This is a genomic window from Lactobacillus taiwanensis DSM 21401 (genome assembly GCF_001436695.1).
In the GTDB taxonomy this organism is placed as follows: Bacteria; Bacillota; Bacilli; order Lactobacillales; family Lactobacillaceae; genus Lactobacillus; species Lactobacillus taiwanensis.
The window spans coordinates 354,995-378,006 of sequence record NZ_AYZG01000051.1; the positions used below are offsets into that span (position 1 = coordinate 354,995).

Here is a 23,012-nt window from a genome sequence, read left to right on the forward strand (position 1 = left end):
GTATGCCTACTTCCTTGCTATTCACTAGCCTTTTTAATTAAAGCTCTCAAATCAGCATCAGAAAAATCTTTACCATATTTACTTTGTAATTCTTCCAAAATGAAGCCATTGTTACGATCACGATGGATCATTTCACGTACATCTTTAATAATTTCTTCTCTTTCACGATCAAATGTTGGAACTGTCATATTTATAACCTTCTTTCAAATATATCATCCGCTTTCATTTTTAATTGTATGAGCTTAGGACACTAATGACAAAAATTTGATCTTGGCATAATAAAAAGGTAGTCCATCTATAAGACTATCTTTTATAAATCATGTTGATACTTTTTCAAGAGAACAACTGCAATCCAAATTGAAATAAATGAAGGTAAAATAATTACTACTAATAAATCTGGATTAAGAATGTGAACTGTTTTTATCATTTTAGTAATCGTATGAATCTTCGCAATATTATTAAAGATTGATTGATAAACAGTTACATAGATCAAAGACCACTGAATGCAGTATTCAATCAAAGTTAAAGTTATTTCTGAAATCTGATGATACTTGTTAACCTTCTTAAGCCCTTCATATAAGAAGAGCCCAGATAAGACTACTAGAGCAGCTAATAGTAAGAACAGGTTACCTAGCTTCATATCATGCACTTTATTAATAAATAAAGCTGCAGTTCCAAAGAAGATGAGAAAGTTAATCGTGCTTAAAACTAACAATACCAAGAAGAGAATAATTGCTTTCAAAAAATAAAAGCGATTCTTAGAAGTAAAGATATAGCCAGTAACAACTACGGCTAAAACAATTAGGAAGAGTGGTAGAACTTGCATTATGCTTCAGACTTCTCAATCTTATTAATTAAAGCCTCACAGCCACGACAAATGTCTTGATAAGCAGCTTCAAAGTCACCAGTATACCATGGATCATCAACATCCATCATTGAACCAGTAAAAGACAGCAGCTTGTATTCTTTCCTTTCTGGGTCTCCTGCCGAAATATGATTCATATCAAAGAAATTCTCTTCATCCATTCCCACAATATAATCATATTTCGCGTAGTCGCTCTTAACCATCTTTTTAGCCTGGCGATGAGTAAAAGGAATTCCGTGTTCATTCATAACTCTTTGTGAACGAACGTCAATATCTCGTCCAATCCCGCCAATAATTGCATCCTCAGTAGTAGCTGCAGATGCAATTTCATACTCGCTTTCTTTTCCAAGGTTCTTAACAATCTTTTTAGTAACAAATTCAGCCATTGGAGATCGACAAATATTACCATGGCAAACAAATAAGATTTTCTTAGTCATTTTTATCCCTTATTTCTTTAAAATATATAATTTAATTCTAAAGCTAAGTCATTTATTTAAGCAAGAAAAAATACCGACTAAAGCTTATCAGCTCCAATCGGTATTTCTCTTTTTCAAAGGTTGTTGAAATATCATTAATTCAATGAATTCAACGTATTTTATTATAGCAAAGTTAAGCGGATTTAATCAGTAAATTATGCAATTTTTTAAATTACATCTTATCTTCAATCCAATTCCAAAACTTATCAACGTTTAATTTAGTAACGCTAGAAAATGGTAAGAAAGAAACATTCTTTTGAGTTAAGTCTAAGCTCTTACCAATCTTTTGCCTAATTTGACTAGCTTCCATCTTTTTAAGTTTATCCATCTTAGTTGCAACCACTAAAATTGGTACATCAAGATAAAGAGCATAATTAAACATATTAATGTCATCCGAAGTTGGATTATGACGTGCATCAACTAATAAGACTAATCCCTTTAGATCTGCACGTGTCTCAAGGTAGTCTTGAATCATTTCTCCAAAAGCAGCTCTCTGCTTCTTAGAAACCTTAGCGTAACCATAGCCAGGAACATCAACCAGATATAGTTCATTATTTACCTTATAAAAATTAAGGGTTTGAGTTTTACCTGGTTGCTGCGACGTACGAGCAAGCTTACGTCGGTTGACAATCGTATTAATCAAGCTAGATTTTCCAACATTTGAACGTCCAGCTAATGCAAATTCTGGCAAATCATCTTTAGGATATTGTTTTTCAGAAACAGCACTAATTACGAACTCTGCATCTACGACTTTCATTATTTAGTCGCCTCACTCGTCTTTTTAGCTTTTTCATCCTTATAAGTGATCTTTGGTTCAGCATGCTTAGTAATTACATCCTTAGTGATTTCGACTTTCTTAATGTTATCTTCACTAGGTGTGCGGTACATAACGTCCATCAATGAATTTTCAACGATTGAACGTAAGCCACGTGCTCCCATATGACGGCTAATTGCCATATCTGCAATCGCCTTAAGAGCACCATCGGTAAATTCAAGATCAACATCGTCAAGAGAAAGTAATTTCTTGTATTGTTTTACAAGAGCGTTCTTTGGTTCAGTCAAGATTCTAATTAAATCATCAGTACTCAACTTATCAAGCGTCGTGATAATTGGAATACGTCCGATAAATTCAGGAATCAAACCAAACTTAACTAAGTCACCGGTAGTAAGATTCTTTTGCCAGTCATCTGCATCTACTTGATTCAGTCCGGCTTCGGCACCAAAACCAATTGTCTTTTTACCTAAACGGTTCTTAACGATGTTTTCAATGCCATCAAAAGCACCACCAACGATAAACAGAATATTAGTAGTATCAATCTTAATCATCTGTTGTTGCGGATGCTTACGTCCACCCTGAGGTGGAACAGAAGCAATAGTACCTTCCAAAATCTTAAGAAGTGATTGTTGAACACCTTCCCCAGAAACATCACGCGTAATTGATACATTTTCTGCTTTCTTAGAAATCTTATCAATTTCATCGATATAAATAATGCCTCGTTGTGCGCGCTCTAAGTCATAGTCAGCATTTTGTAATAACTTAAGTAAGATATTTTCTACATCTTCACCAACATAACCAGCTTCAGTTAATGTAGTAGCATCAGCAATAGCGAATGGAACATTTAAAATTCTAGCCAAAGTTTGAGCCAAATAAGTCTTACCTGAACCAGTTGGTCCAATCAAAGCAATGTTTGATTTTTGCAACTCAGTTCCAGTACTATCAATATCCATTTGACTAATACGCTTATAGTGGTTATAAACGGCAACTGAAAGAACCTTTTTAGCCCGGTCTTGGCCAATTACGTATTCGTCCAATTGCTTTTTAATTTCCATTGGCTTAGGCAAGTCTTTTGTTCCTTTGATGGAATCTGCTTTTAATTCATCATCTATAATTTTCTTGGAAAGATCAATACATTCATTACAAATGTAGACTCCATTTCCGGCCACAATTTTTTTAACTTGTGACTGTGGTTTACCACAAAAAGAACATTTTACTTCTTCTTGTTCAGTAATTTCGTTAGCCATGAGCCCATCCTCCTTTTCACTTACTTTATGTCAAAAATAAGCTTAGCAGTTCACTTTGACAGAGTAAAGAAAATTGTCTTATTAATTAATAGTAAAGAAAAAAGCGACTGTCATAGCCGCCCTTTTCTTAAACTAGTTATCAACTATTATTTATCAGCCTTTTCTTCGTCATCTTTGGTTGACTTCTTAGCAGTTGATTTCTTAGTAGCTTTCTTAGCAACTTGCTTTGCCTTGTCAGCTACTAAATCAATAGCTTTTCTAATAGCAATATCATGCTTAAGCATATCATCACTCAAGCTACGACGAACAACTTTTTCATCCATGTTGTAGTCGTGTGCTAAGTCCTTAATTTCTTGCTTGATTTCGTCATCAGTTGCATCAAGTTTTTCTTCTGCAACGATTGCTTCCAAAACAAGGTTAGTCTTAACACGTTCTGCAGCACCTTTAGCTAATTGTTCACGCAATTGAGCTTCAGTTGTACCAGTTAACTTGAAGTAAGTTTGTGGGTCAATACCTTGACGTTGCATGTTGCCTAAGTATTGGTTCAATTGGTTTTGAACATCTTCATCGATCATTGCTTGAGGAATTTCATCAATAGTTGCATTTTCAACTGCACCTTTAATTGCTGCATCTTGGATAGCGTCCTTTGCGTCGTCTTCCTTGTGCTTCTTCAAGTCTTTCTTGATCTTATCTTTTAATTCATCAAGTGATTCTACTGAATCATCAACGTCTTTAGCAAACTCGTCATCTAACTTAGGTAATTCTTTAGATTTCACTTCATGAATCTTAGTAGCAAAGTGTGCTTCTTTACCAGCTAAGTCTTTTGCACCGTAATCTTCTGGGAAGGTTACAACAACATCTACATCATCGCCAGCCTTGTGACCGATAAGTTGATCTTCAAAACCAGGAATAAAAGTACCTGAACCTAATTCTAATGAGTAGTTTTGAGCACTACCACCATCAAATGGCTTACCATCAATAGTACCAGTGTAGTCGATAGTAACCGTATCGCCCTTAGCAGCCTTACCGTCCTTTAATACTAATTCAGCATTTTGTTCACGGCGCTTGTTTAATTCTGCGTCTACGTCTTTAACTAAAACGCGAGTGCTTTGCTTAGGAACTTCGATACCCTTGTAGTCACCTAACTTAACTTCTGGCTTAACAGAAACAGTAGCCTTCATTTCCCAAGACTTGTTCTTATCCATTGAAACAGGAGTAATTTGTGGTTGACCAACTGGATCAATACCAGCTTCCTTAACTGCAGCAGTGTAAGCTTCTGGTAAAACGATGTTCAAAGCATCTTCATAAAGAGCTTCTTCACCGTAGAATTGATCGAAAACAACACGTGATACGTGGCCTTTACGGAAACCTGGTACACGTAAGTTCTTCTTAATACGCTTGAAAGCTTGATCCAAGCCTTTTTTTACTTCTTCTTGTGAGATTTCAAAAGTTAATTCACCGGATGTTTTACCGGTCTTTTCCCATTTTACAGACATTAATTAAATACCTCCGATGTCAAATTTGGGTTTGCTATTGCACACTTAACTATCTTACCCTAAACGCTGATAAAACACAAATATAGGGAGAAGATTTTAAAATTTTGGATAAAAAAAAGATGCATCCGAAGATACATCTTTTTTAGATAGATTGGAATTAGTCAAGAATTTCAGTAACTTGACCAGCACCAACAGTCTTACCACCTTCACGGATAGTAAATTTAGTACCCTTTTCAATGGCAACTGGCTTGATCAATTCAACAGTGAATTCAACGTTATCACCAGGCATAACCATTTCAGTACCTTCTGGTAATTCAATCTTACCAGTTACATCAGTAGTGTGGAAGTAGAATTGTGGACGGTAATCTGAGAAGAATGGAGTGTGACGACCACCTTCATCTTTGTTCAAGATATAAACTTGACCCTTGAAGTTCTTGTGAGTTTGGATTGAGCCAGGTGCAGCTAAAACTTGACCACGTTCAACTTGGTCACGGTCGATACCACGAAGCAATACACCAACGTTATCGCCGGCTTCACCAAGATCAAGAGTCTTGTGGAACATTTCCAAACCAGTAACAGTTGATTTTTCAACCTTGTCAGTTAAACCAACGATTTCAACTTCATCGCCGACCTTAACAGTACCACGATCAATACGGCCAGAAGCAACAGTACCACGACCAGTGATAGTAAATACGTCTTCAACTGGCATTAAGAATGGCTTGTCAGTATCACGTTCTGGAGTTGGGATGTATTCGTCAACAGTTTCCATTAATTTTCTGATAACGTCTTGTTGTTCTGGGTCACCTTGAAGTGCCTTCAAAGCTGAACCACGGATAACAGGAACATCGTCACCAGGGTAATCGTATTCACTTAACAAGTCACGTACTTCCATTTCAACTAAGTCAATCAATTCTGGATCGTCAACTAAGTCAACCTTGTTTAAGAATACAACGATGTACTTAACACCAACTTGACGAGCAAGTAAGATGTGTTCACGAGTTTGTGGCATAGGACCATCAGTTGCAGCAACAACCAAGATAGCACCATCCATTTGTGCAGCACCAGTAATCATGTTCTTGATGTAGTCAGCGTGACCTGGAGCATCCATGTGAGCGTAGTGACGATTCTTAGTTTCGTATTCTACGTGAGCGGTATTAATAGTAATACCACGTTCCTTTTCTTCTGGAGCAGCATCGATTTGTGAGTAATCTTCAGCTTGTGCCAAACCGTCTTCTGCCAAAACAGTAGTAATAGCTGCAGTTAAAGTGGTCTTACCATGGTCAACGTGGCCGATAGTACCAATGTTAACGTGCGGCTTAGTTCTTTCGTAATGTTCTTTTTCTGCCATTAATATGACCCTCCTGTAAATTTGCAAGAAGTCCGTTGAGTAAGTAACGGATAATTCTCTGTTGATTATTATACTACTTTCAAAGGTAAAAGCCTAGCTCGTACCCCTTTGAAAATATCCTCTATTGATTATACTAGATCCACAGAAAATGTAAACCTTTTTTGCTCAATATCGGAACTAAAAATCAGAATTTGTTGCTTTTTCATATGCCAAATATTCATATATCTTGTTTAAAAGCTTCTGATTTGCTCCGCCTTCCTTTTTTTCAAGGTATTTTCTAAAATCATGAGCAAATTGATCTGGATCTCTAATATAATCTCTTAAGCGCGGATAAAGCATCCCTAAACAAACATTCATTTCACCAATCATTAAAGGTAATTTACTTGGATCCTGTCTAAAATAATCAGCTAAACTAACACAAACTTCTCGATAAATAGGATTTTTTTCAAGTAAGTCTGTTTCTTTAGGAATAAAGTCCTTTAATTCTCCCAAAATATAAACTTGAATTTTCTCGCTATAACCTAGTTTTACTAAATCCTCACACAATGATAGGCGTAAGGCAAAATTAGGAGATGGATCTATCAACATACTCTTCGCTAAATTAATGAAATTTTCTGTACTTAAGCAATATAAGAGTAAGTAATCTCTTTCTTGAATATATTTTAATTTTTTAAAATTCCGCATTATTTCTAATTGCTTAATTTGACTAACTGGTTCAATCTTCAGCGGTAATTTTTCATCTAATAAATATTCCAATTGGCTTGCTTCAATTGCATAATGCTGAAAAGCCAAAATTTTGAGATAAGTGTCAAATACCCTTTTATTAGAAAAAAGGTCAGGCTCCTCTTTAATCAAAGAATATGCCTGATCCCCCTTTTCTTGGCTTAAGTAAATTTCACATAACTCACAAACAATATTTGAATCGTGACCTAACCGCAAAGCTTCTAGCAAGTACTGCTTAGCTTGCGGCAAGTCATTATGATCTTTTGCTTCTTTAGCTAACAGAAGCAAATTATCTTGACTCGCATGTGTCATTAAGCTTTTGCCTTCTTTTGTTCTGAATCTTTTTTATGATAGTTTCTTCTATTTGGACGCTTTTCCGAGTTGTTTTCTTGGTTGTTTTGATTATTTCTTCTAGCCATTACACGATGTCTATTTTGGTTAACTTCCATCACAACTGGTAAAACAACTGGGCGACGACCAGTTTGCTTATAAAGATATTTTTCAACATCATTTCGAACATCTTGCTTTAATTCAGTCCAATCAAATTTCTTATGTTCAAAGTTGTTGTTTACAGCCTCTTTAATTACGTCAGCTGCACCATTCATCAAAGCATGATTTGCCTTAATGTAAACAAAACCTCTAGTTGAAACACGTGGTTCAGAGATGATTTTCTTTTTCTTTCTATCAATAGTTACAGCGGCAATGAAGACACCATCATCAGATAAAACTTCACGATCTCTTAACACAATGTTACCAACGTCACCCACACCTGAACCATCAATCATAATATCTTCGCCTGGTACAGCATCTGTACGGTAGAAACGTCCCTTTTCTAGTGCAAAAGCATCCCCATTATGTGGTAAGAAAATATCCTTCTTATTCATACCAGCTTCAACAGCTAGATCTTTATGAATTTCCAGTAAACGATATTCACCAATTACAGGAATTAAAAACTTAGGTTTAAGCGTATCGACCAACAATTGTAAATCCCGACCAGTTGCGTGACCACTAGTGTGTCTGTCTCTTCCAAGTTCCTTAACAGTTCCACCAGCACGGTAAATCATATCGCTAGTTTGAGCTACCATTGTTTCAACTGAATGTGAAGGGGTAGTAGCAATGAAGACTAAGTCGCCATCCTTAATCTTAATCATTCGGTGACGGTTAGTTGCCATCTTTTGAAGGGACTTAAGTGGTTCACCCATACGACCAGTTTCTAAAATTACTAATTCATTGTCAGGAATCTTCTTTAAGTCCTTACTGTGAACAAGTAATCCCTTAGGCACATTTAAGTAACCCAATTTCATTGCTGTATAGACAATTTTACCAGCATCTCTACCTGTCAAGAAAACATGTCTTCCAGTTGCAGCCGCTGCTTGGAAAATTTCTTGAACACGGACGATATTTGATGCTTTTGCTGCAGCAATGATGCGACCATCATAGTTTTCAAAAATGTTATAAATATATTTTTCAATATTAGTTTGACGATCATTTGGAAAGTTTGCTTCAGCATTAGTTGAATCACTCAGAAGTGCGAGTACGCCCTTTTGGGCAATCTCAGATAAGCGAACAAGGTCAGTTCGATAGCCCTTTTTAGCTGATGGATCAAACTTAAAGTCACCAGTGTAGACAATTTCGCCTTCTTTAGTAGAGATATCAATACCTAGAGAATCTGGAATTGAATGAGTAGTCTTAAAGAAAGAGACATTTGCATTTTTAAATTCAATTTCAGTATCAGCGTCAATTACATGAAAAAGATCATTCTTACGATGTCTATTTTCGCGTTGAACCGCAATCTTAGCTAATTCAATTGTCAATTTTGAACCAAAGACTGGAATATCATAATCTCTCAAAATGTATGGCAATGCACCAATTGAATCTGCATGCCCGTGAGTTAAAAAGATACCCGCAATCTTATCTCCGTAGTCACGGAAAAATTGTAAATCAGGGATAACTACATCAATTCCTAATAAAGATGAATCAGGATACTTTAAACCTGCATCCATAATAAAAATTTCATCTTCAACTTGAACAGCGTACATGTTTTTACCATTTTCACGTGCGCCACCCAAGATCATTATCTTAATCTTTTGTGACATATTTTTGCTTCTTTCTATTTATTAAATTTAATTAATTTTATGGATCTTGATGATCAAAACGAAGTTAATCTAATTAATTTTACCATATAATAGTGTGAATTTGAAAGAAACAAAAAAAGCTACCCTTCATGACGAAGAGTAGCTGAGGCTGATAAATTTTAAGATTAACGACGTAAACCTAACTTGTTAATTAATTCACGGTAACGTTGAATATCCTTGTTCTTCAAGTAACGAAGTAAATTACGACGGTGACCAATCTTTTTAAGCAAACCAACGTATGAGTGGTGGTCTTGCTTGTTAGCCTTTAAGTGGTCGTTCAAGTTGTTAATATCACTAGTTAAAAGTGCAATTTGAACTTCTGGAGAACCAGTATCGCCATCGTGACGTGCGTATTCTTTAATTAATTCATCTTTCTTTTCTTTTGAAATAGCCATTAGAAAAATACCTCTCTTTTAAATAATTGCCATTAACAACGTTAACCGTCGGCGGCGGGAAAACAGCGTCAATGGTTCCAACAAATATTAATATTACATGGAAGTTTTTAAAAAAGCAAGTCCAAATTACCTTGCACCAAGTGCTCGTATTAAGTATAATTAACGAGTAAATCTATTTTATCGAGGTGATTTTGATGCCACAAATTAAATCAGCAATTAAACGTGTTAAGACTAATGCTACTGCTAACAAGCGCAACGCTGCTGAATTAAGTAAATTGAGAACTGCTGTAAGAAAATTCAACGAAGCTGTTGAAAATGACGCAAAAGATGTCCTCGATTTAGAAGTTAAAGCTGCACGTGCTTTAGATAAGGCTGCTTCTAAAGGTCTTATTTCTAAGAACAAGGCTAACCGTGATAAGTCACGTTTATCTAAAAAGGCTGCTAACAAGTAATCGATTGCTTGACACTTTATATTAGCAAAATAAAAGCTCGGAGATTTTTCTCCGGGCTTTTTTGTCGTCTAAATTTTTAATAAGAAAAGTTTTAAGAACTCATCTCCGCGGTAAGTTCCATTCTTGTAGCCATAATCCAGCTCGATTGCTTGTTTTAGCAAAGTCGTTAATTTAGCAAGTGAAACTTTATTTTCGAGTGCTAATTTAACTCGATATGGATTTACTTTTAGCTCTTTGGTAATTTGATCTTTACTCCAGCGTCTATTTTGCAATACTTTAACACAAGTTAAAAACTCTATTTGTGATTCAAAAATCGCCAGAAGCTGAATAGCACTTGCTCCTTCTCTTAAATGATCCTCTAAACGTTGAGTTGCTTCTTGATAATTTTTATTAAAAGCAGCTGTTAAGATTTCAAAGATATTTTCTGATAAAGATCGATCAATATTTTCATTAATCAGGCTTTCAGTAATTTTCTTATCTTCACCAACTATATTTTTAAGCTTTAAGTAATTACTCAAAGAAACATCAAGAACTTGATCACTTCTCTGCATCAAAACTTGAAGAGCCATATTTGTAATTTGATAGCCTTCTTCTTTACTAATTGCTTTAATTATCCCACTCACTTCATAAGGTTTGAGCGAAGTTTCAACTACATTGACATGTTCAAGTAAAAATTTACTGATCTTTTTTCGACGATCAATTTTTTCATAGTTAGCTACAAAGACCACAATATCTTCTAAATCACCCAAATGCTCAATTATTTTTGTTAATTTTTCAATTTGCTTTTTAAATTTTTGTGGAACTTTAGCCATTAAAAAGAAAGGATTCTTAACTACGACAATTTTTTGAGCTGTAAAAAGCGACGATTCTGTCAAAGTAGCCATTAATTCATCAAGACCATCTTCAAGACAGTCGACAATTACTTGATCAAAGTCAGCAAATTTTTTTTGATTAAGATAATCACGGACTAAATAATCATTAAAGAAAGAATCTGATCCTTGAATCAGCAGGTTGGCATTTTTAGGATTAGTTTGTTTAAAAAGAGATATTAATGTCATTTTGCATTTCCTTTATAAAAAGTCGTAATTGCTTCACCTTGAAATGGTGAATAAGTCCAAGTAATTGTACCACTATCTTGTGTATTTAAGTATGGGATGCTTAAGTCTTTCAAGGTTTTTAAGGTTTCTTGATGAGGATGACCAAAACGATTATTTCTTCCAGAAGATATAAAAACAAGATGCGGATCCAGTTGTTTTAAAAACTCTGGATCACTCGATGTCTTACTACCATGATGCCCTAACTTAAAATAGTCTACATGAAGATTATAGTGACTAAGAATTTCTTTTTCTCCATCCCTTCCCAAATCTCCAGTGAAAAGCCAGCGCTTATTAGCTAATTTAAAAGTCAAAGACAATGAATCTTCATTTTTACCTAGCCCTGGCTCAAAAGGATAAACCACTTCAAAATTTATATTCTTTGTTTTAACCTCATCACCTGCAAGCAACGGTACTAGTTGAACATCATTTACATGGTTATTAATCCTCTTCATAAAAGATTGGTTTTCAGTTAATCCCTTTGCAAAATATAGCTTATCTACTGAAATTTGATCCAGCAATGCTGTTAAATCACCAATATGGTCTGCATCCTGATGGCTTAGAAAAACTCCATCTAAATGATTAATTCCTTGCGAATATAAATATGGAATAGTAATTCTGTTTAACTGTGGTTGACTTTTTCTTTTGCCAAAATTTAGTTTTCCGCCCGTATCAATTAAATACGTCTTTCTATTGAAAGGTGTAGTAATTAAAATACTATCTCCTTGCCCCACATCAATAAAAGAGACTTGTCCTTTAAACGGAAAATGAATTAAGCAAAAAAGACTAACATAGGTCCCAACTAAGAAAAACCTCAACTTTAACTTCTTAATTTTAATTTTTGGCAAAATAATTAAAGTTATAGTTATCACTAGCAAAAATATCGTCTGAAACCAATTTATTTGACCAAAAGTCACTAAGCCTAATTGTTTGTCAGCAATAAAATTCGTTATATCGGCTACTACTTTAAAAATTGGTTCACTTACTTTACCAATTGCTGGTAAAAGCCAAAATAAAAAAATCACAATAAAGGTCAATGGCAATAAAACAAAGTTAAAAATGGGCACAATTAAAAAGTTATAGATAATTGTTAAAATATTAATTCTATAAAAACTATGTAGCAAAATTGGTGTGATTAATAAATTAAGAGCTAAATTTTGTTTAATATTTTTAAAATTCCGCGTAATTTCTAACCCAAATACTAACAAATAACTTAAAATAGCCCCACTATTTAGAAATAATAAAGGGTTAAAGAGGAGATGTGTTAATACAACAATTCCTAACTTATCTCCGCTACTAACCCTCATCTTTTTTCTTTTAAAGAAAATACTCCAAAAATAACTTAAGCTAGCACGTACAAAGCCCGCTTGAAAGTTGGCCAATAAAATTTCAATAGTTAAAAATGCAATACAAAAGATTGTTACCTCTTCTTCAGTTCGCTTTAAGATCGTTCCAAGCCACATAATCCCTAAAATATAAAGACTTACATGTAACCCAGAAATACTTAGCAAATGAATAATTCCTAAGTCTCGATAACTGTTTAGTAAAACCTTATTATCAGGACTAGGATTTTGCGCTAAAACCATTTCACTAGCAAAAAATTTCGTTAAAGATGGCATCTTTTCAAAATAATTCATTAAATTTTTTCGCAAAACATGAATGTAATCAAAAATAGTTATTTTTTTAGGATAAATTTGATAGTTTTCAAGTTTTACTCTTTCTCTTATTTTTTTGCTCCGATAATATTTTTGATAGTCAAATTCACCTGAATTAGTTGCAGGCATAATTTGCTCTATCTTTGCCCGATAGTCCACCAAGTAGCAAGTATGGTACTTGTTCAGTTTCTTTTCAAAAGAATTATCTATGCTTCCACTAATTAAAACCTTATTTTTACCTAACTTACCTTCACCATAAAAGAAATTATCTTTAATTTGAATTTGATCACTATAAATCTGAATTGGACCTTCTAAATTTAATTCTTTAGGTTTTTGATGAACAAAACTTACAATTCCCACTAGTCCCAAAAATAAAAATATTAATGGTCGATATTCAGAAAACTTATAGACTAACAATAGAAAGAAAAAGCTTAAAAATATTATTCCAACGATTACTTGAGAAAATGTGGTCGTTTGTAAAATTATAAATGTAACTGAAATGCATCCCAAACTAAGTAACAAATAAAAACCAGATGCATAAAAGCTAGAGCGCCAATTGATCTTTGAGTTTTTCAAAAGTCTTTTCACCAATTCCTGTTACTTTAGTCAGATCTTCAATTTGTTTGAAACCACCATTTTGATCACGATACTCAATAATTTGTTCTGCCTTTTTCTGACCAACGCCATTTAACTTTTGTAAGTCTTGAACGGTTGCCGAATTCAGATGAACCTGTTCTGTATTTGTGCTTGAAGTCGAATTTGAACTAGATGAATCAGAAGAACTACTAGTTGCAGACTTGGTAGCAGGAATATCTTCTATCTTTTCTCCAATATGAGGAACATAAATTTGATCTTGATCTTTCAACAGTGCTGCTCGATTAATTGCACGCGTTTCTGCTTTATCAGTCAATCCACCACATAATTTTAACAAATCATTCAGGCGTGCACCATTTTTTAAGGTATACACACCACTATGCTTAACTGCCCCTGTAATATCAACCGTCACTGTATCCTGCTTAGATGAGCCCTTGAAACCTGTAGTCGACTGCATGCTCTTACTATCACTTTTAGGAAAAGAGGTAGATTGCGTTTTATTTTCACTTAAAACTTGTTGGTTATTCACTACAGGCTGATTATTTTTCTGCATGATATATCCTCCAACAAAAAGTAAAATAATAATTCCAACTACATAAAATTTCTTTTCAATTATGAATTCTTTAAGTTTTTCAAAATCCACTTTTATCACCTCATTATTTATTACGAAAAAAAGCAGCATTTTTTGCTGCTTTTAATTTATTTTTCTAAATAATTTAGTGCATCTTCAAATCGAGCTACAGGAACAATCTTCATTCTAGTATGAATTTTTTTGGCAGTCCTGACTGCTTCTGCATAATTTGTCTCACCCTTTTTAACTCCTGATGGACGATCAGTTGGCGCAAAAAACACTTTCATTCCCTGCCGACTAGCAGCAATTACTTTTTTATCAATTCCACCAATCATACCTACTTTACCATTACTATCAATTGTTCCAGTCCCAGCAATCTTTTGATTAGGACTAAGATTTTTTCTTGTAAATAATTGATAGCATTCAAGAGTAAACATTAGCCCGGCAGACGGTCCGCCAATATCTCCAGAATTAATCTTAACTTCTGGTTTTGTAACTACGCGCGTATGATCCACTAATTGAATACCAATGCCATAGCGATTTGTTCCGGCCAATTTAACTGTTTTTCCAGAAAAACTCAAATGCTTATTTCCTCGGATAACTTCTATTTTGACGTTTTTCTTTTTTAGCGTTGAAACGTATTTAATTAACTCTTGACTAGAAGCGAATTTTTTATCGTTTACACTAATTAAAATATCTCCAACTTTCAATTTATTCTTAAAAGTTGAATTCTTCATTATTTCCATCACATAAACGCCTAAAAATTCTTGTCGGTGTGGTACATTAGCCTTTTTAGCAGCGTAGTAAATAGCATTATTTTGACTAGTTTCCATATAGTATTGCTGCATTTTGTTATATTCATCGCTAGTTGAAGTCCCCATTAATTCATTTCTTGAGTAACGGGTATCTGCTGGCCTGAAAAAACTAGTCAAATAATCAATCATCGCTGCTGGTCGTTCACTAACCGTTACTAAATAGAAATTAGGATTAGCCTTTCTATCACTTTTGACATATTTACTTATTTGAAAAGCCTCTCCAGGAGACTCAATATAGTACTGCGTTGGCCATAAACAAAAAACAATAGCTATTAAAAATGCTGCTATTCCTAGCAGCCAAAACTTTATCTTTTTATTTTTCTTCATTTCTATTCCTCAATTTTTCTTCTAAAGCAGCTGCCACTGGCTTTGGCACCAGCTTAGAAACATCTCCACCGAAAAATACTGTTTCTTTAATCATACTTGAGGAAATGAAACTATCTTCTGGACGCGTAAACAATAAAACTGTATTCAAATCTGGATCTAAAGTTTTATTAATTCCCGCAATATCTCGTTCATAATTAAAATCAGCTGTATTTCGCAACCCGCGCACAATCGCTCCTGCATTTAGATCATGTGCAACTTCAACAGTTAATTCCACCGGACGAGCAATTACTTCAACATTATCATCATTTTCAAAAACTTTCTTGGCTAAATCTAACCGCTCCTTTTCATCGAAAAGATAATTCTTACTAGTATTAGTCATAATTACTACATACAGCTTTTCAAACATTTTAGCAGCAGCTTCAATAACTTCTACATGTCCATTGGTTATCGGATCAAAACTTCCAGGAAAAATCGCCTTCGTCATTTTACTTCCTCTTGTACACCTTTACCTTCGTTCTCCCTAATTGATGATCTTTAATGATTGAAAAACCATCAACTTCTGGTAATTCATCATGCTCATCTGTTTCAGCAACAATAAGTGCATTTTCTCTAAGCAAATCATTACTTAATAACTTAGTAATAATCTTAACAATTTTTTGTTTTGCATAAGGTGGATCAAGAAAAATTAAATCAAACTTTTTGCCCTCATCATGCAAAATCTTAATTGCACGGTTATCACTGCACTTTAGAACTTTAAAACGATCTGCCTCTTTGGTTAGCTCAACATTTTTCTTAATAATTTGGCAAGCCTGTCCACTAATGTCTACTAAAATCGCGTTATCGTAGCCACGAGAAACTGCTTCAATTCCCAAAGCACCACTGCCTGCATAAAGATCCAGTACTTGGCCACCATCAAAAAACTGTCCTAAAGAATTAAATAAAGAGCCTTTTACTTTATCGCTTGTTGGTCTTGTAGCATTGCTTTTCAATGTATATAAATTACGTTTAGCATATTTTCCTGCAATAATTCTCAAACCCGTAAATCCTCGTTTTCTTCTCGTAATTTTTCTGCTTCTTCTTTTAATTCACGCATCATTTCTTCTTCGTGTTCAGCTGAGAAGTCAAGTTCATCTGTTTTAGATGTTTCTACAGCCTGCACATAATTCTTGCTTTTTAGTTCAGTAATTACTTTAGATGCATATTCGGAACTTACATATAGAATTACATACTTGTTTTTACGTGAAAAATAAATGATATTACCAAATCTACGTAACTTATATTGATCACTAATTTGATAAAGCCAGACAATTATCTGCGTGCGTGCAGTCATCTTTTTGCTTGATCCATCTTTAAACACTAGACTCAAAGTACACTCCTACTTTCTACTAAGGCTTTCTTCTCTGCGGCTGAAATATTCAAAACTAGTCCTAAAGCGGCAGTCAGAACAATCATAGAAGACCCACCATAAGAAATAAACGGTAGCGTTACCCCAGTAATTGGCAATAATCCTAAAACTGCTCCTACATTAAAGAGTGTTTCAGTAAAGATCATCGTTACTACACCAAAACAAACTAAGGCATTAAATTGAGATTCGGCATGAATTCCCACTTCCATAATGCGCCACATCAAAAAGAAAAGAAGTGTAATAACCACAATTGCACCAATTACACCAAGTTCTTCTGCAGTGATTGACAAAATAAAGTCAGTATACGGTTCTGGCAAGTAGCCTCTTTTTTGCATACTATTTCCTAGACCGACACCAAATAAGCCCCCATTATGAATTGCATAATATGAGTTTACTAACTGTGCACCGCCAGTTTTTTCTAGCTTAAAGGGATGAACAAAAGCAAGTAAACGCTGGAATTGATATGAATCTTTAATAAAGCCTGGAGTCCAAACTAGCAAAAACAACATTAATAACACAATTCCAGCAAATAATCCAATTAACCAATAAACTGCTAATTTAGTTGGAATACCTGAAACGCTATACATTACAAAGACAATCATGAAAAGAATAGCTGACCCACCAAAGTCTGGTTCTAAAATAACCATTACAATCATGATAAAAGAAATGACAGTTGGGCCAAATAAATTATGCCAAATTTGTCCAGGAACAAATTTTCCATCTCTTCTTGATAAAACAAATGCCAAATAAAGAACTAAAGATAATTTAGCTACTTCAACAGGCTGAATATTAATAAACCCTAAATTAATCCATCCAACTGCCCCATTAACAGCAGCTTTTCCATGGCTAACTATTTTAAGAAAAATTAAAAATAGCAACATCAAACCTGAAATACCTAAGTAAGATAAGACAAATTTTCGATTTTTAAATACCTTCAATTTTAATGCAAAACATGGAATTCCAAAAAATAAAAATGCTGCAAGAAAATATATAATTTGTCTTTTCATGTATATACTCGGTGAAAATCCATTCACCAATAAAATATCCGAGCTTGCTGAATAGACCATAATAATCCCAATAGTTGACAAAACTAAATATGGGATCAAGATGCTATAGTCTAAGTATCTTAATTTCTGTCGCACGATATATCTGCCCCTTTAGTTAAATAATCTTTTTTATTATATCACTACCTTTGTCCAACAAAAAAAGTAGCTCAATAATTGAGCCACTTTTAAAAATTAAATAAGGATATAACTATTTGTTACGCTTCTTATCTGCCTTTTTTCTTTCGTTAGTGTTCAAAATCTTCTTACGTAAACGAATACTTTCTGGAGTTACTTCACAGTATTCATCATCGTTCAAGAATTCGATAGCTTCTTCCAAAGTCATAGTCTTAGGAGTTTTAATAGAAGCTGAGTGATCTTTACCAGCTGCACGAGTGTTAGTTAAGTTCTTACCCTTAGTTACGTTAACAGCAATATCACGTTCACGTGATGATTGACCAACAATCATACCTTCATAAACTTCAACACCAGCACCGATGAATAATTCACCACGTTGTTCAACTGATTGAAGTGAGTAAGTAGTTGATTGGCCTTGGTTAATTGAAACTAAAGCACCATTACGACGACCTGGTTCCCAGTTCTTAACTACAGGCTTGTATGAATCAAAAGTATGGTTCATAATTCCGTAACCAGCAGTTTGAGACATAAATTCGTTGTTGTAACCAATCAAACCACGTGATGGTACTAAGAATTCAAGTCTAGTTTGACCATTACCAGTAGATTCCATGTTCTTCATTTCACCTTTTCTTTGTGAAAGTGAATCGATAACTGAACCTACGTAAGCATCTGGAGTATCAACTTGAACTGCTTCAAATGGTTCACACATTTGACCATCAATTTCACGGTAGATAACCTTAGGACGTGAAAGTTGTAATTCGAATCCTTCACGACGAAGTTCTTCAACCAAAATTGATAAGTGTAATTCACCACGACCAGAAACAGTCCAAGCATTTAATTGATCAGTTGGTTCAACCTTTAAAGAAACATCAGTACGAGTTTGACGAATCAAACGATCTTCAAGTTTCTTAGGTGTAACTTGATCACCTTCACGGCCAGCAAATGGTGAATCGTTTGCAACGAAGTCCATTTGAAGAGTTGGTGGATCAATCTTAAGAAGTGGTAAAGCCTCAGGTTTATCAGCAGAAGCAATAGTTTCACCAACGTAAATATCATTAATACCAGAAATAGCAATGATATCGCCGGCCTTTGCTTCTTGAATTTCATTACGCTTCAAACCAAAGTAACCAAATAACTTAGTAACACGGAAGTTTTGAGTTGAGCCATCACGCTTCATAACAGTGATGTTATCACCAACTTTAACTTTTCCACGGTAAATACGACCTACACCAATACGACCTACATAGTCATCCCAATCAAGCATAGTGATTTGGAATTGTAATGGTTCGTCAGAATTATCCACTGGAGCAGGAATGTTCTTAACAATAGTATCAAAAATAGGATCCATTGTTTCTTCTTGCTTAGCTGGGTCTGATTCATATGAAGAAGTACCATTCAAAGCAGATGCGTAAACAACTGGGAAATCAAGTTGTTCATCGCTAGCACCTAATTCAATGAATAATTCAAGAACTTCATCCAATACTTCCTTTGGACGAGCACCTGGACGGTCAATCTTGTTAATAACTACGATTGGCTTAACACCAGCTTCTAAAGCCTTCTTAAGCACAAAACGAGTTTGTGGCATAGTACCTTCGTAAGCATCAACAAGCAATAAACATCCATCAACCATGTGCATGATACGTTCTACTTCACCACCAAAGTCGGCGTGTCCTGGCGTATCCAAGATGTTAATTGTAGTATCGCCATACTTAACAGCAGTGTTCTTAGATAAAATAGTGATACCACGTTCACGTTCGATAGCATTAGAGTCCATTGCACGGTCTTCTAGATTCATGTGTTCTGGTAATGTATCTGATTGTTTTAACAATTGGTTAACCAAAGTAGTCTTACCGTGGTCAACGTGTGCGATAATTGCAATATTTCTAATATCGTCTCTTCTTTGCAAAAGAAATTCCTCCCCGAACTTCATAAAAAAACTGTGACTCCAGTCACAGCTCTCTTACGCAAAATAATAATGCAGTTATTGAAGCTTTATATCTCTATAGTTTCGTCTTACAATTCTACTCTAAAAATATAATATCGTCAACGAAAGTACAAGCTGTGAACTGTTTATTTTTTAACAAAAATATTATACCAAAAACTTCGATCATTGCCGTCTTTTCTTTCAATTGTTATCATATTTATAGCAAATAAAGAAATAAGGAGATTTTAATTTTGATTTTAATGCATGATATTACACGTGATGGCAATCCTGTTTTAAGACAAGTTGCTAAGCCATTAACTTTTCCATTATCTGATGAATATAAAAAATTAGCAGATGAAATGATGCAATACTTAATCGATTCTCAAGATCCTAAGATTGCTGAAAAGCATCAATTAAGAGCCGGTGTTGGTTTAGCTGCACCTCAAGTAGGTAAAAGTATTCAAATGGCCGCTCTTTTAGTTCCAAATGACAAAGGCGAGATCATCTTTAAAGAAGTTTTTGTTAATCCAAAAATTCTTTCTGAATCAGTTAGAAAAGCTTGCCTTGCTGAAGGTGAAGGTTGTCTTAGTGTAGATAAGGATATTGAAGGTTATGTTCCACGTCCTGATAAATTAAAGATTCGCTACTACACAGTAGATGGAGAAGAAAAAACAATTCGTTTAAAGGACTACCCAGCAATTGTTGCTTCTCACGAAATTGACCACTTAAATGGTCACTTATTCTACGACCGCATTAACAAAGAAAATCCTTTTAGTTTAGCAGAAGATACTATTGTGATTTCCTAAAAGAAATCTTTATTTTTTATATTAGACGATAGATCTAAGATAGTTCTATCGTCTTTTTATGTACCTATATATGAGGTAATTGGTATACTTCAAAGCAAGTTTATGATAAAATTTTAATAGCTATGAATTTCTGCATGATTTCATGTAGAAGTTTTTTTGAACGTTTTAAATATAAGGAGATTATAAGAAATGATCTACAAAGTTTTATACCAAAAAGACCAGATCGTTAATCCAAGAAGAGAAACTACAAAAACTCTTTTTTTAGAAGCAGATAACGTAGTTGCAGCAAGAACTATGGTTGAGGATAATACCCCCTACAACATTGAACTCATCCAAGAATTAACTGGAAACTCTCTTGCTTACGAAAAGCAAAATCCAGATTTTAAGCTGACAACTTTTAAATCTGAGGATAAATAGCGACCTTGAAATTAAAAAATAACGAAGTCGGCGTTTACGCTATAGGGGGTCTAGGCGAAATCGGCCGTAATATGTACTGCGTTGAGTACCAAGATGAAATTATCATCATGGACTGCGGTATCAAATTCCCAGAAGACGATATGATGGGAATTAACTATGTTATCTCAGACTATTCTTATTTAGTTAAGAACAGAAAAAAAATTAAAGCATTAGTAGTCACTCACGGACACGAAGACCATATTGGAGGAATTCCTTATCTTTTAAAGAAGATTCCGGAAATTCCAGTCTATGCTACTCCATTTGCTTTAGCTTTAATTCGTGGAAAGCTTGATGAACACGGTATTTTAAATTCTAGTGAACTTCATGAAGAACACGAAGATACTGTTTTAAAGTTCGATAAATTATCAGTTACTTTCTTTAGGACAACTCACTCAATTCCTGATACCTTAGGAATTGCAGTTCATACTCCTGAAGGGGCTGTTCTTTTCACTGGGGACTTCAAGTTTGACCTAACTCCAGTTATGAATCAACCAGCTCCTGACTTTCAGGAAATGGCTAAACTAGGAAAAGAAGGTGTCTTAGCCCTCTTATCTGATTCTACTAATGCAGAAGTTCCTACGTTTACAAAATCAGAAAGATTTGTTGCTCATTCATTGCACGACATCATTACTGGAATCAAAGGTAGAATTATTTTTGCTACCTTCGCTTCTAACCTTTACCGTGTATCAACTGCCATTAAGGCTGCTGTTGATACCGGTAGAAAAGTAGCAATTTTTGGTCGTTCAATGGAAAATGGTGTTCAAAATGGTATTGATCTTGGCTATCTAGATATTCCTGAAGGAACTTTAGTAGATGCTAACGAAATTAACCATACTCCACCTGAAAAGGCAATGATCTTATGTACTGGTTCTCAAGGTGAACCACTTGCTGCTCTGTCAAGAATTGCAGATGGTACTCACCGTCAAATTTCCTTACAACCAGGAGATACAGTCATCTTTTCATCTAATCCAATTCCAGGTAACACTACTAGCGTGAACCACTTAATTAATAAGTTAACTGAAGCTGGCGCTAATGTTGTTCATGGTAAAATTCATAATGTTCACACTTCTGGACATGCTGGACAAGAAGAACAAAAGATGATGATTGAATTAACTAAACCAGAATATTTTATTCCAGTTCACGGTGAATATCGTATGCAAGTTGTTCATACAGAAACAGCCCAATCTACTGGGATGCCTAAAGATCATACTTTTGTTCTAAAAAATGGTGACGTACTTGCTTTAACTAAAGACTCATCAAGAATTGCTGGTCACATTAATATACCAGATGTCTTTGTTGACACTTCTGGTAGCGACGATGTTGGTAATATCGTTGTTCGCGATCGTCAGATCTTGGCTGAAGAAGGTTTAGTTGTAGTTGTAGCGACTGTAGACTACAAACACCAACGCGTTCTTGCAGGACCAGATATTTTGAGTCGTGGATTCGTTTATATGCGTGAGTCAACAGAGCTGATTAGCCAAGCTCAAAAACACGTTTACCATATTCTTAAGACAGAAATGGCAAAAGATCCACAACCAAAAGAAAATGAAATTAGAAAGGCAATCATTGAAAATCTTCAAGATTTCTTATATTCAAAGACTGAACGAAGACCAATGATCCTGCCAATGCTAATTGAAAAGAAATAAAATAAGCCCTTCGGGGCTTATTTTTATACAAGTTAGGCTAAATAAATGATGAAAAAAGTTTATCTACTTGTTAATTTAAAATCAGGGAGCAATAAAGGTGAAGTAGCTTTTAAAAAGTTAGAATCTATTCTACAAGAGAAAAAAGATACCTTATAATATTCAGATTTCAACCTATCCCAGTCAACTAGTACCAATTGCAACTAACCATCCCTACTTTGGTGATGGCATTCCAATTTTACCAATTGCCGATATCCATAATCATCATTTAGATATCGTCATTATTGAAAAGCATAATTTAATTAAATTTCTTTACTTATTTTCTAAACTCTTAATTGATGGATCGCATATGTAGAGTAAACAATTTCACTACTTTGAATCCTCTGAAATCGAAGTGAAAACTCAAAAAAGTGAATACGGTCAACTTGATGGAGAAGAATTAAATAAAAGAAAATTTCATTTAAAATTTAAAGTCGATAACTTTAATCTTTTACAATAAAACAAATAATAAGTGTCTGGGAAAAAACTCAGAAATTAAGAAATCCTACTAAATCTTGGTATTAATAAACCTTGATTTAATAGGATTTTTTTGAGTAAAAGTATAAAATTAATTAAAATAGACTTTTTCC

General features: G+C 34.4%; 23 protein-coding genes and 1 pseudogene. 5 read left to right on the plus strand and 19 right to left on the minus strand.

The features are described 5' to 3' along the window. Window positions 1–17 precede the first annotated feature (17 nt). From FD18_RS09875 to rpsO, 10 genes are all read right to left on the minus strand, one after another. Window positions 18–188 carry a hypothetical protein gene (locus FD18_RS09875; protein WP_164477441.1) on the minus strand — a complete coding sequence of 57 codons (171 nt, stop codon included), beginning with the start codon at window positions 186–188 and terminating at the stop codon, window positions 18–20. Between the two features lie 122 nt (window positions 189–310). Beyond that, window positions 311–826, minus strand: a complete 516-nt coding sequence (locus FD18_RS07945) for an SA1002 family membrane protein (protein WP_057719383.1) — start codon at window positions 824–826, stop codon at window positions 311–313. After that, complete coding sequence (locus FD18_RS07950; RefSeq protein ID WP_057719384.1) at window positions 826–1,302, minus strand: low molecular weight protein-tyrosine-phosphatase; 477 nt, start codon at window positions 1,300–1,302, stop codon at window positions 826–828. The genes FD18_RS07945 and FD18_RS07950 overlap by 1 nt, the downstream gene beginning before the upstream one ends. Before the next feature lie 211 nt (window positions 1,303–1,513). Continuing rightward, the gene (yihA, locus tag FD18_RS07955; protein WP_057719385.1) at window positions 1,514–2,098 is read right to left on the minus strand and encodes a ribosome biogenesis GTP-binding protein YihA/YsxC; all 585 of its coding nucleotides are present in this window, start codon (window positions 2,096–2,098) and stop codon (window positions 1,514–1,516) included. Then, window positions 2,098–3,363 (minus strand): ATP-dependent Clp protease ATP-binding subunit ClpX, encoded by a 1,266-nt coding sequence (gene clpX / locus FD18_RS07960; protein ID WP_057719386.1) that lies wholly within the window; start codon window positions 3,361–3,363, stop codon window positions 2,098–2,100. Before clpX ends, yihA begins: the two co-directional genes overlap by 1 nt. A gap of 146 nt (window positions 3,364–3,509) precedes the next feature. Beyond that, window positions 3,510–4,859 carry a trigger factor gene (tig, locus tag FD18_RS07965; protein WP_057719387.1) on the minus strand — a complete coding sequence of 450 codons (1,350 nt, stop codon included), beginning with the start codon at window positions 4,857–4,859 and terminating at the stop codon, window positions 3,510–3,512. Window positions 4,860–5,016: 157 nt separating this feature from the next. Further along, window positions 5,017–6,207: an elongation factor Tu gene (gene tuf, locus FD18_RS07970; protein ID WP_057719388.1), complete on the minus strand. Its 1,191-nt coding sequence runs from the start codon at window positions 6,205–6,207 to the stop codon at window positions 5,017–5,019. Window positions 6,208–6,384: 177 nt separating this feature from the next. After that, window positions 6,385–7,242, minus strand: coding sequence for a hypothetical protein (locus tag FD18_RS07975; RefSeq protein WP_057719389.1), 858 nt, complete (start codon window positions 7,240–7,242; stop codon window positions 6,385–6,387). Beyond that, a complete protein-coding gene (locus tag FD18_RS07980; RefSeq protein ID WP_057719390.1) occupies window positions 7,242–9,026 on the minus strand; it encodes a ribonuclease J in 1,785 nt (594 codons plus the stop codon). Before FD18_RS07980 ends, FD18_RS07975 begins: the two co-directional genes overlap by 1 nt. Before the next feature lie 164 nt (window positions 9,027–9,190). Next, on the minus strand, window positions 9,191–9,460 hold the full coding sequence (rpsO, locus tag FD18_RS07985; protein ID WP_004894315.1) for a 30S ribosomal protein S15: 270 nt from the start codon (window positions 9,458–9,460) through the stop codon (window positions 9,191–9,193). A 194-nt stretch (window positions 9,461–9,654) separates the two neighbouring features. Between rpsO and rpsT the strand changes: the two genes are divergently transcribed. After that, window positions 9,655–9,912, plus strand: a complete 258-nt coding sequence (gene rpsT, locus FD18_RS07990) for a 30S ribosomal protein S20 (RefSeq protein WP_011161866.1) — start codon at window positions 9,655–9,657, stop codon at window positions 9,910–9,912. Window positions 9,913–9,980: 68 nt separating this feature from the next. On the opposite strand, the gene holA is transcribed toward rpsT, so the two are convergent. The 9 genes from holA to typA form a co-directional block, all read right to left on the minus strand. Further along, the gene (holA, locus tag FD18_RS07995) at window positions 9,981–10,970 is read right to left on the minus strand and encodes a DNA polymerase III subunit delta (protein WP_057719391.1); all 990 of its coding nucleotides are present in this window, start codon (window positions 10,968–10,970) and stop codon (window positions 9,981–9,983) included. Continuing rightward, a complete protein-coding gene (locus tag FD18_RS08000; RefSeq protein WP_057719392.1) occupies window positions 10,967–13,252 on the minus strand; it encodes a DNA internalization-related competence protein ComEC/Rec2 in 2,286 nt (761 codons plus the stop codon). Before FD18_RS08000 ends, holA begins: the two co-directional genes overlap by 4 nt. Beyond that, window positions 13,206–13,898 carry a helix-hairpin-helix domain-containing protein gene (locus FD18_RS08005; RefSeq protein WP_057719393.1) on the minus strand — a complete coding sequence of 231 codons (693 nt, stop codon included), beginning with the start codon at window positions 13,896–13,898 and terminating at the stop codon, window positions 13,206–13,208. Before FD18_RS08005 ends, FD18_RS08000 begins: the two co-directional genes overlap by 47 nt. Window positions 13,899–13,954: 56 nt before the next feature. After that, window positions 13,955–14,968 carry a SepM family pheromone-processing serine protease gene (locus FD18_RS08010; RefSeq protein ID WP_057719394.1) on the minus strand — a complete coding sequence of 338 codons (1,014 nt, stop codon included), beginning with the start codon at window positions 14,966–14,968 and terminating at the stop codon, window positions 13,955–13,957. Next, complete coding sequence (gene coaD / locus FD18_RS08015; RefSeq protein WP_057719395.1) at window positions 14,955–15,452, minus strand: pantetheine-phosphate adenylyltransferase; 498 nt, start codon at window positions 15,450–15,452, stop codon at window positions 14,955–14,957. The genes FD18_RS08010 and coaD overlap by 14 nt, the downstream gene beginning before the upstream one ends. A gap of 1 nt (window position 15,453) precedes the next feature. Further along, on the minus strand, window positions 15,454–16,002 hold the full coding sequence (rsmD, locus tag FD18_RS08020; RefSeq protein ID WP_057719396.1) for a 16S rRNA (guanine(966)-N(2))-methyltransferase RsmD: 549 nt from the start codon (window positions 16,000–16,002) through the stop codon (window positions 15,454–15,456). Then, window positions 15,999–16,334 (minus strand): YlbG family protein, encoded by a 336-nt coding sequence (locus FD18_RS08025; RefSeq protein ID WP_057719397.1) that lies wholly within the window; start codon window positions 16,332–16,334, stop codon window positions 15,999–16,001. Before FD18_RS08025 ends, rsmD begins: the two co-directional genes overlap by 4 nt. Further along, window positions 16,331–17,515, minus strand: a complete 1,185-nt coding sequence (locus tag FD18_RS08030) for an FtsW/RodA/SpoVE family cell cycle protein (RefSeq protein ID WP_057719398.1) — start codon at window positions 17,513–17,515, stop codon at window positions 16,331–16,333. The genes FD18_RS08025 and FD18_RS08030 overlap by 4 nt, the downstream gene beginning before the upstream one ends. A gap of 112 nt (window positions 17,516–17,627) precedes the next feature. Then, complete coding sequence (gene typA / locus FD18_RS08035) at window positions 17,628–19,484, minus strand: translational GTPase TypA (RefSeq protein ID WP_057719399.1); 1,857 nt, start codon at window positions 19,482–19,484, stop codon at window positions 17,628–17,630. A 245-nt stretch (window positions 19,485–19,729) separates the two neighbouring features. Here typA and def point away from each other — a divergent pair, with 245 nt between their 5' ends. From def to FD18_RS10295, 4 genes and pseudogenes are all read left to right on the plus strand, one after another. Continuing rightward, the gene (gene def, locus FD18_RS08040; protein WP_057719400.1) at window positions 19,730–20,284 is read left to right on the plus strand and encodes a peptide deformylase; all 555 of its coding nucleotides are present in this window, start codon (window positions 19,730–19,732) and stop codon (window positions 20,282–20,284) included. 189 nt (window positions 20,285–20,473) lie between these two features. Then, window positions 20,474–20,701, plus strand: coding sequence for a DNA-dependent RNA polymerase subunit epsilon (locus tag FD18_RS08045; protein WP_003647122.1), 228 nt, complete (start codon window positions 20,474–20,476; stop codon window positions 20,699–20,701). Between the two features lie 5 nt (window positions 20,702–20,706). Then, a complete protein-coding gene (gene rnjA, locus FD18_RS08050; protein ID WP_057719401.1) occupies window positions 20,707–22,386 on the plus strand; it encodes a ribonuclease J1 in 1,680 nt (559 codons plus the stop codon). Window positions 22,387–22,522: 136 nt separating this feature from the next. Further along, window positions 22,523–22,882: pseudogene (locus FD18_RS10295) on the plus strand (diacylglycerol/lipid kinase family protein); the annotation flags it as partial. Window positions 22,883–23,012 lie beyond the last annotated feature (130 nt).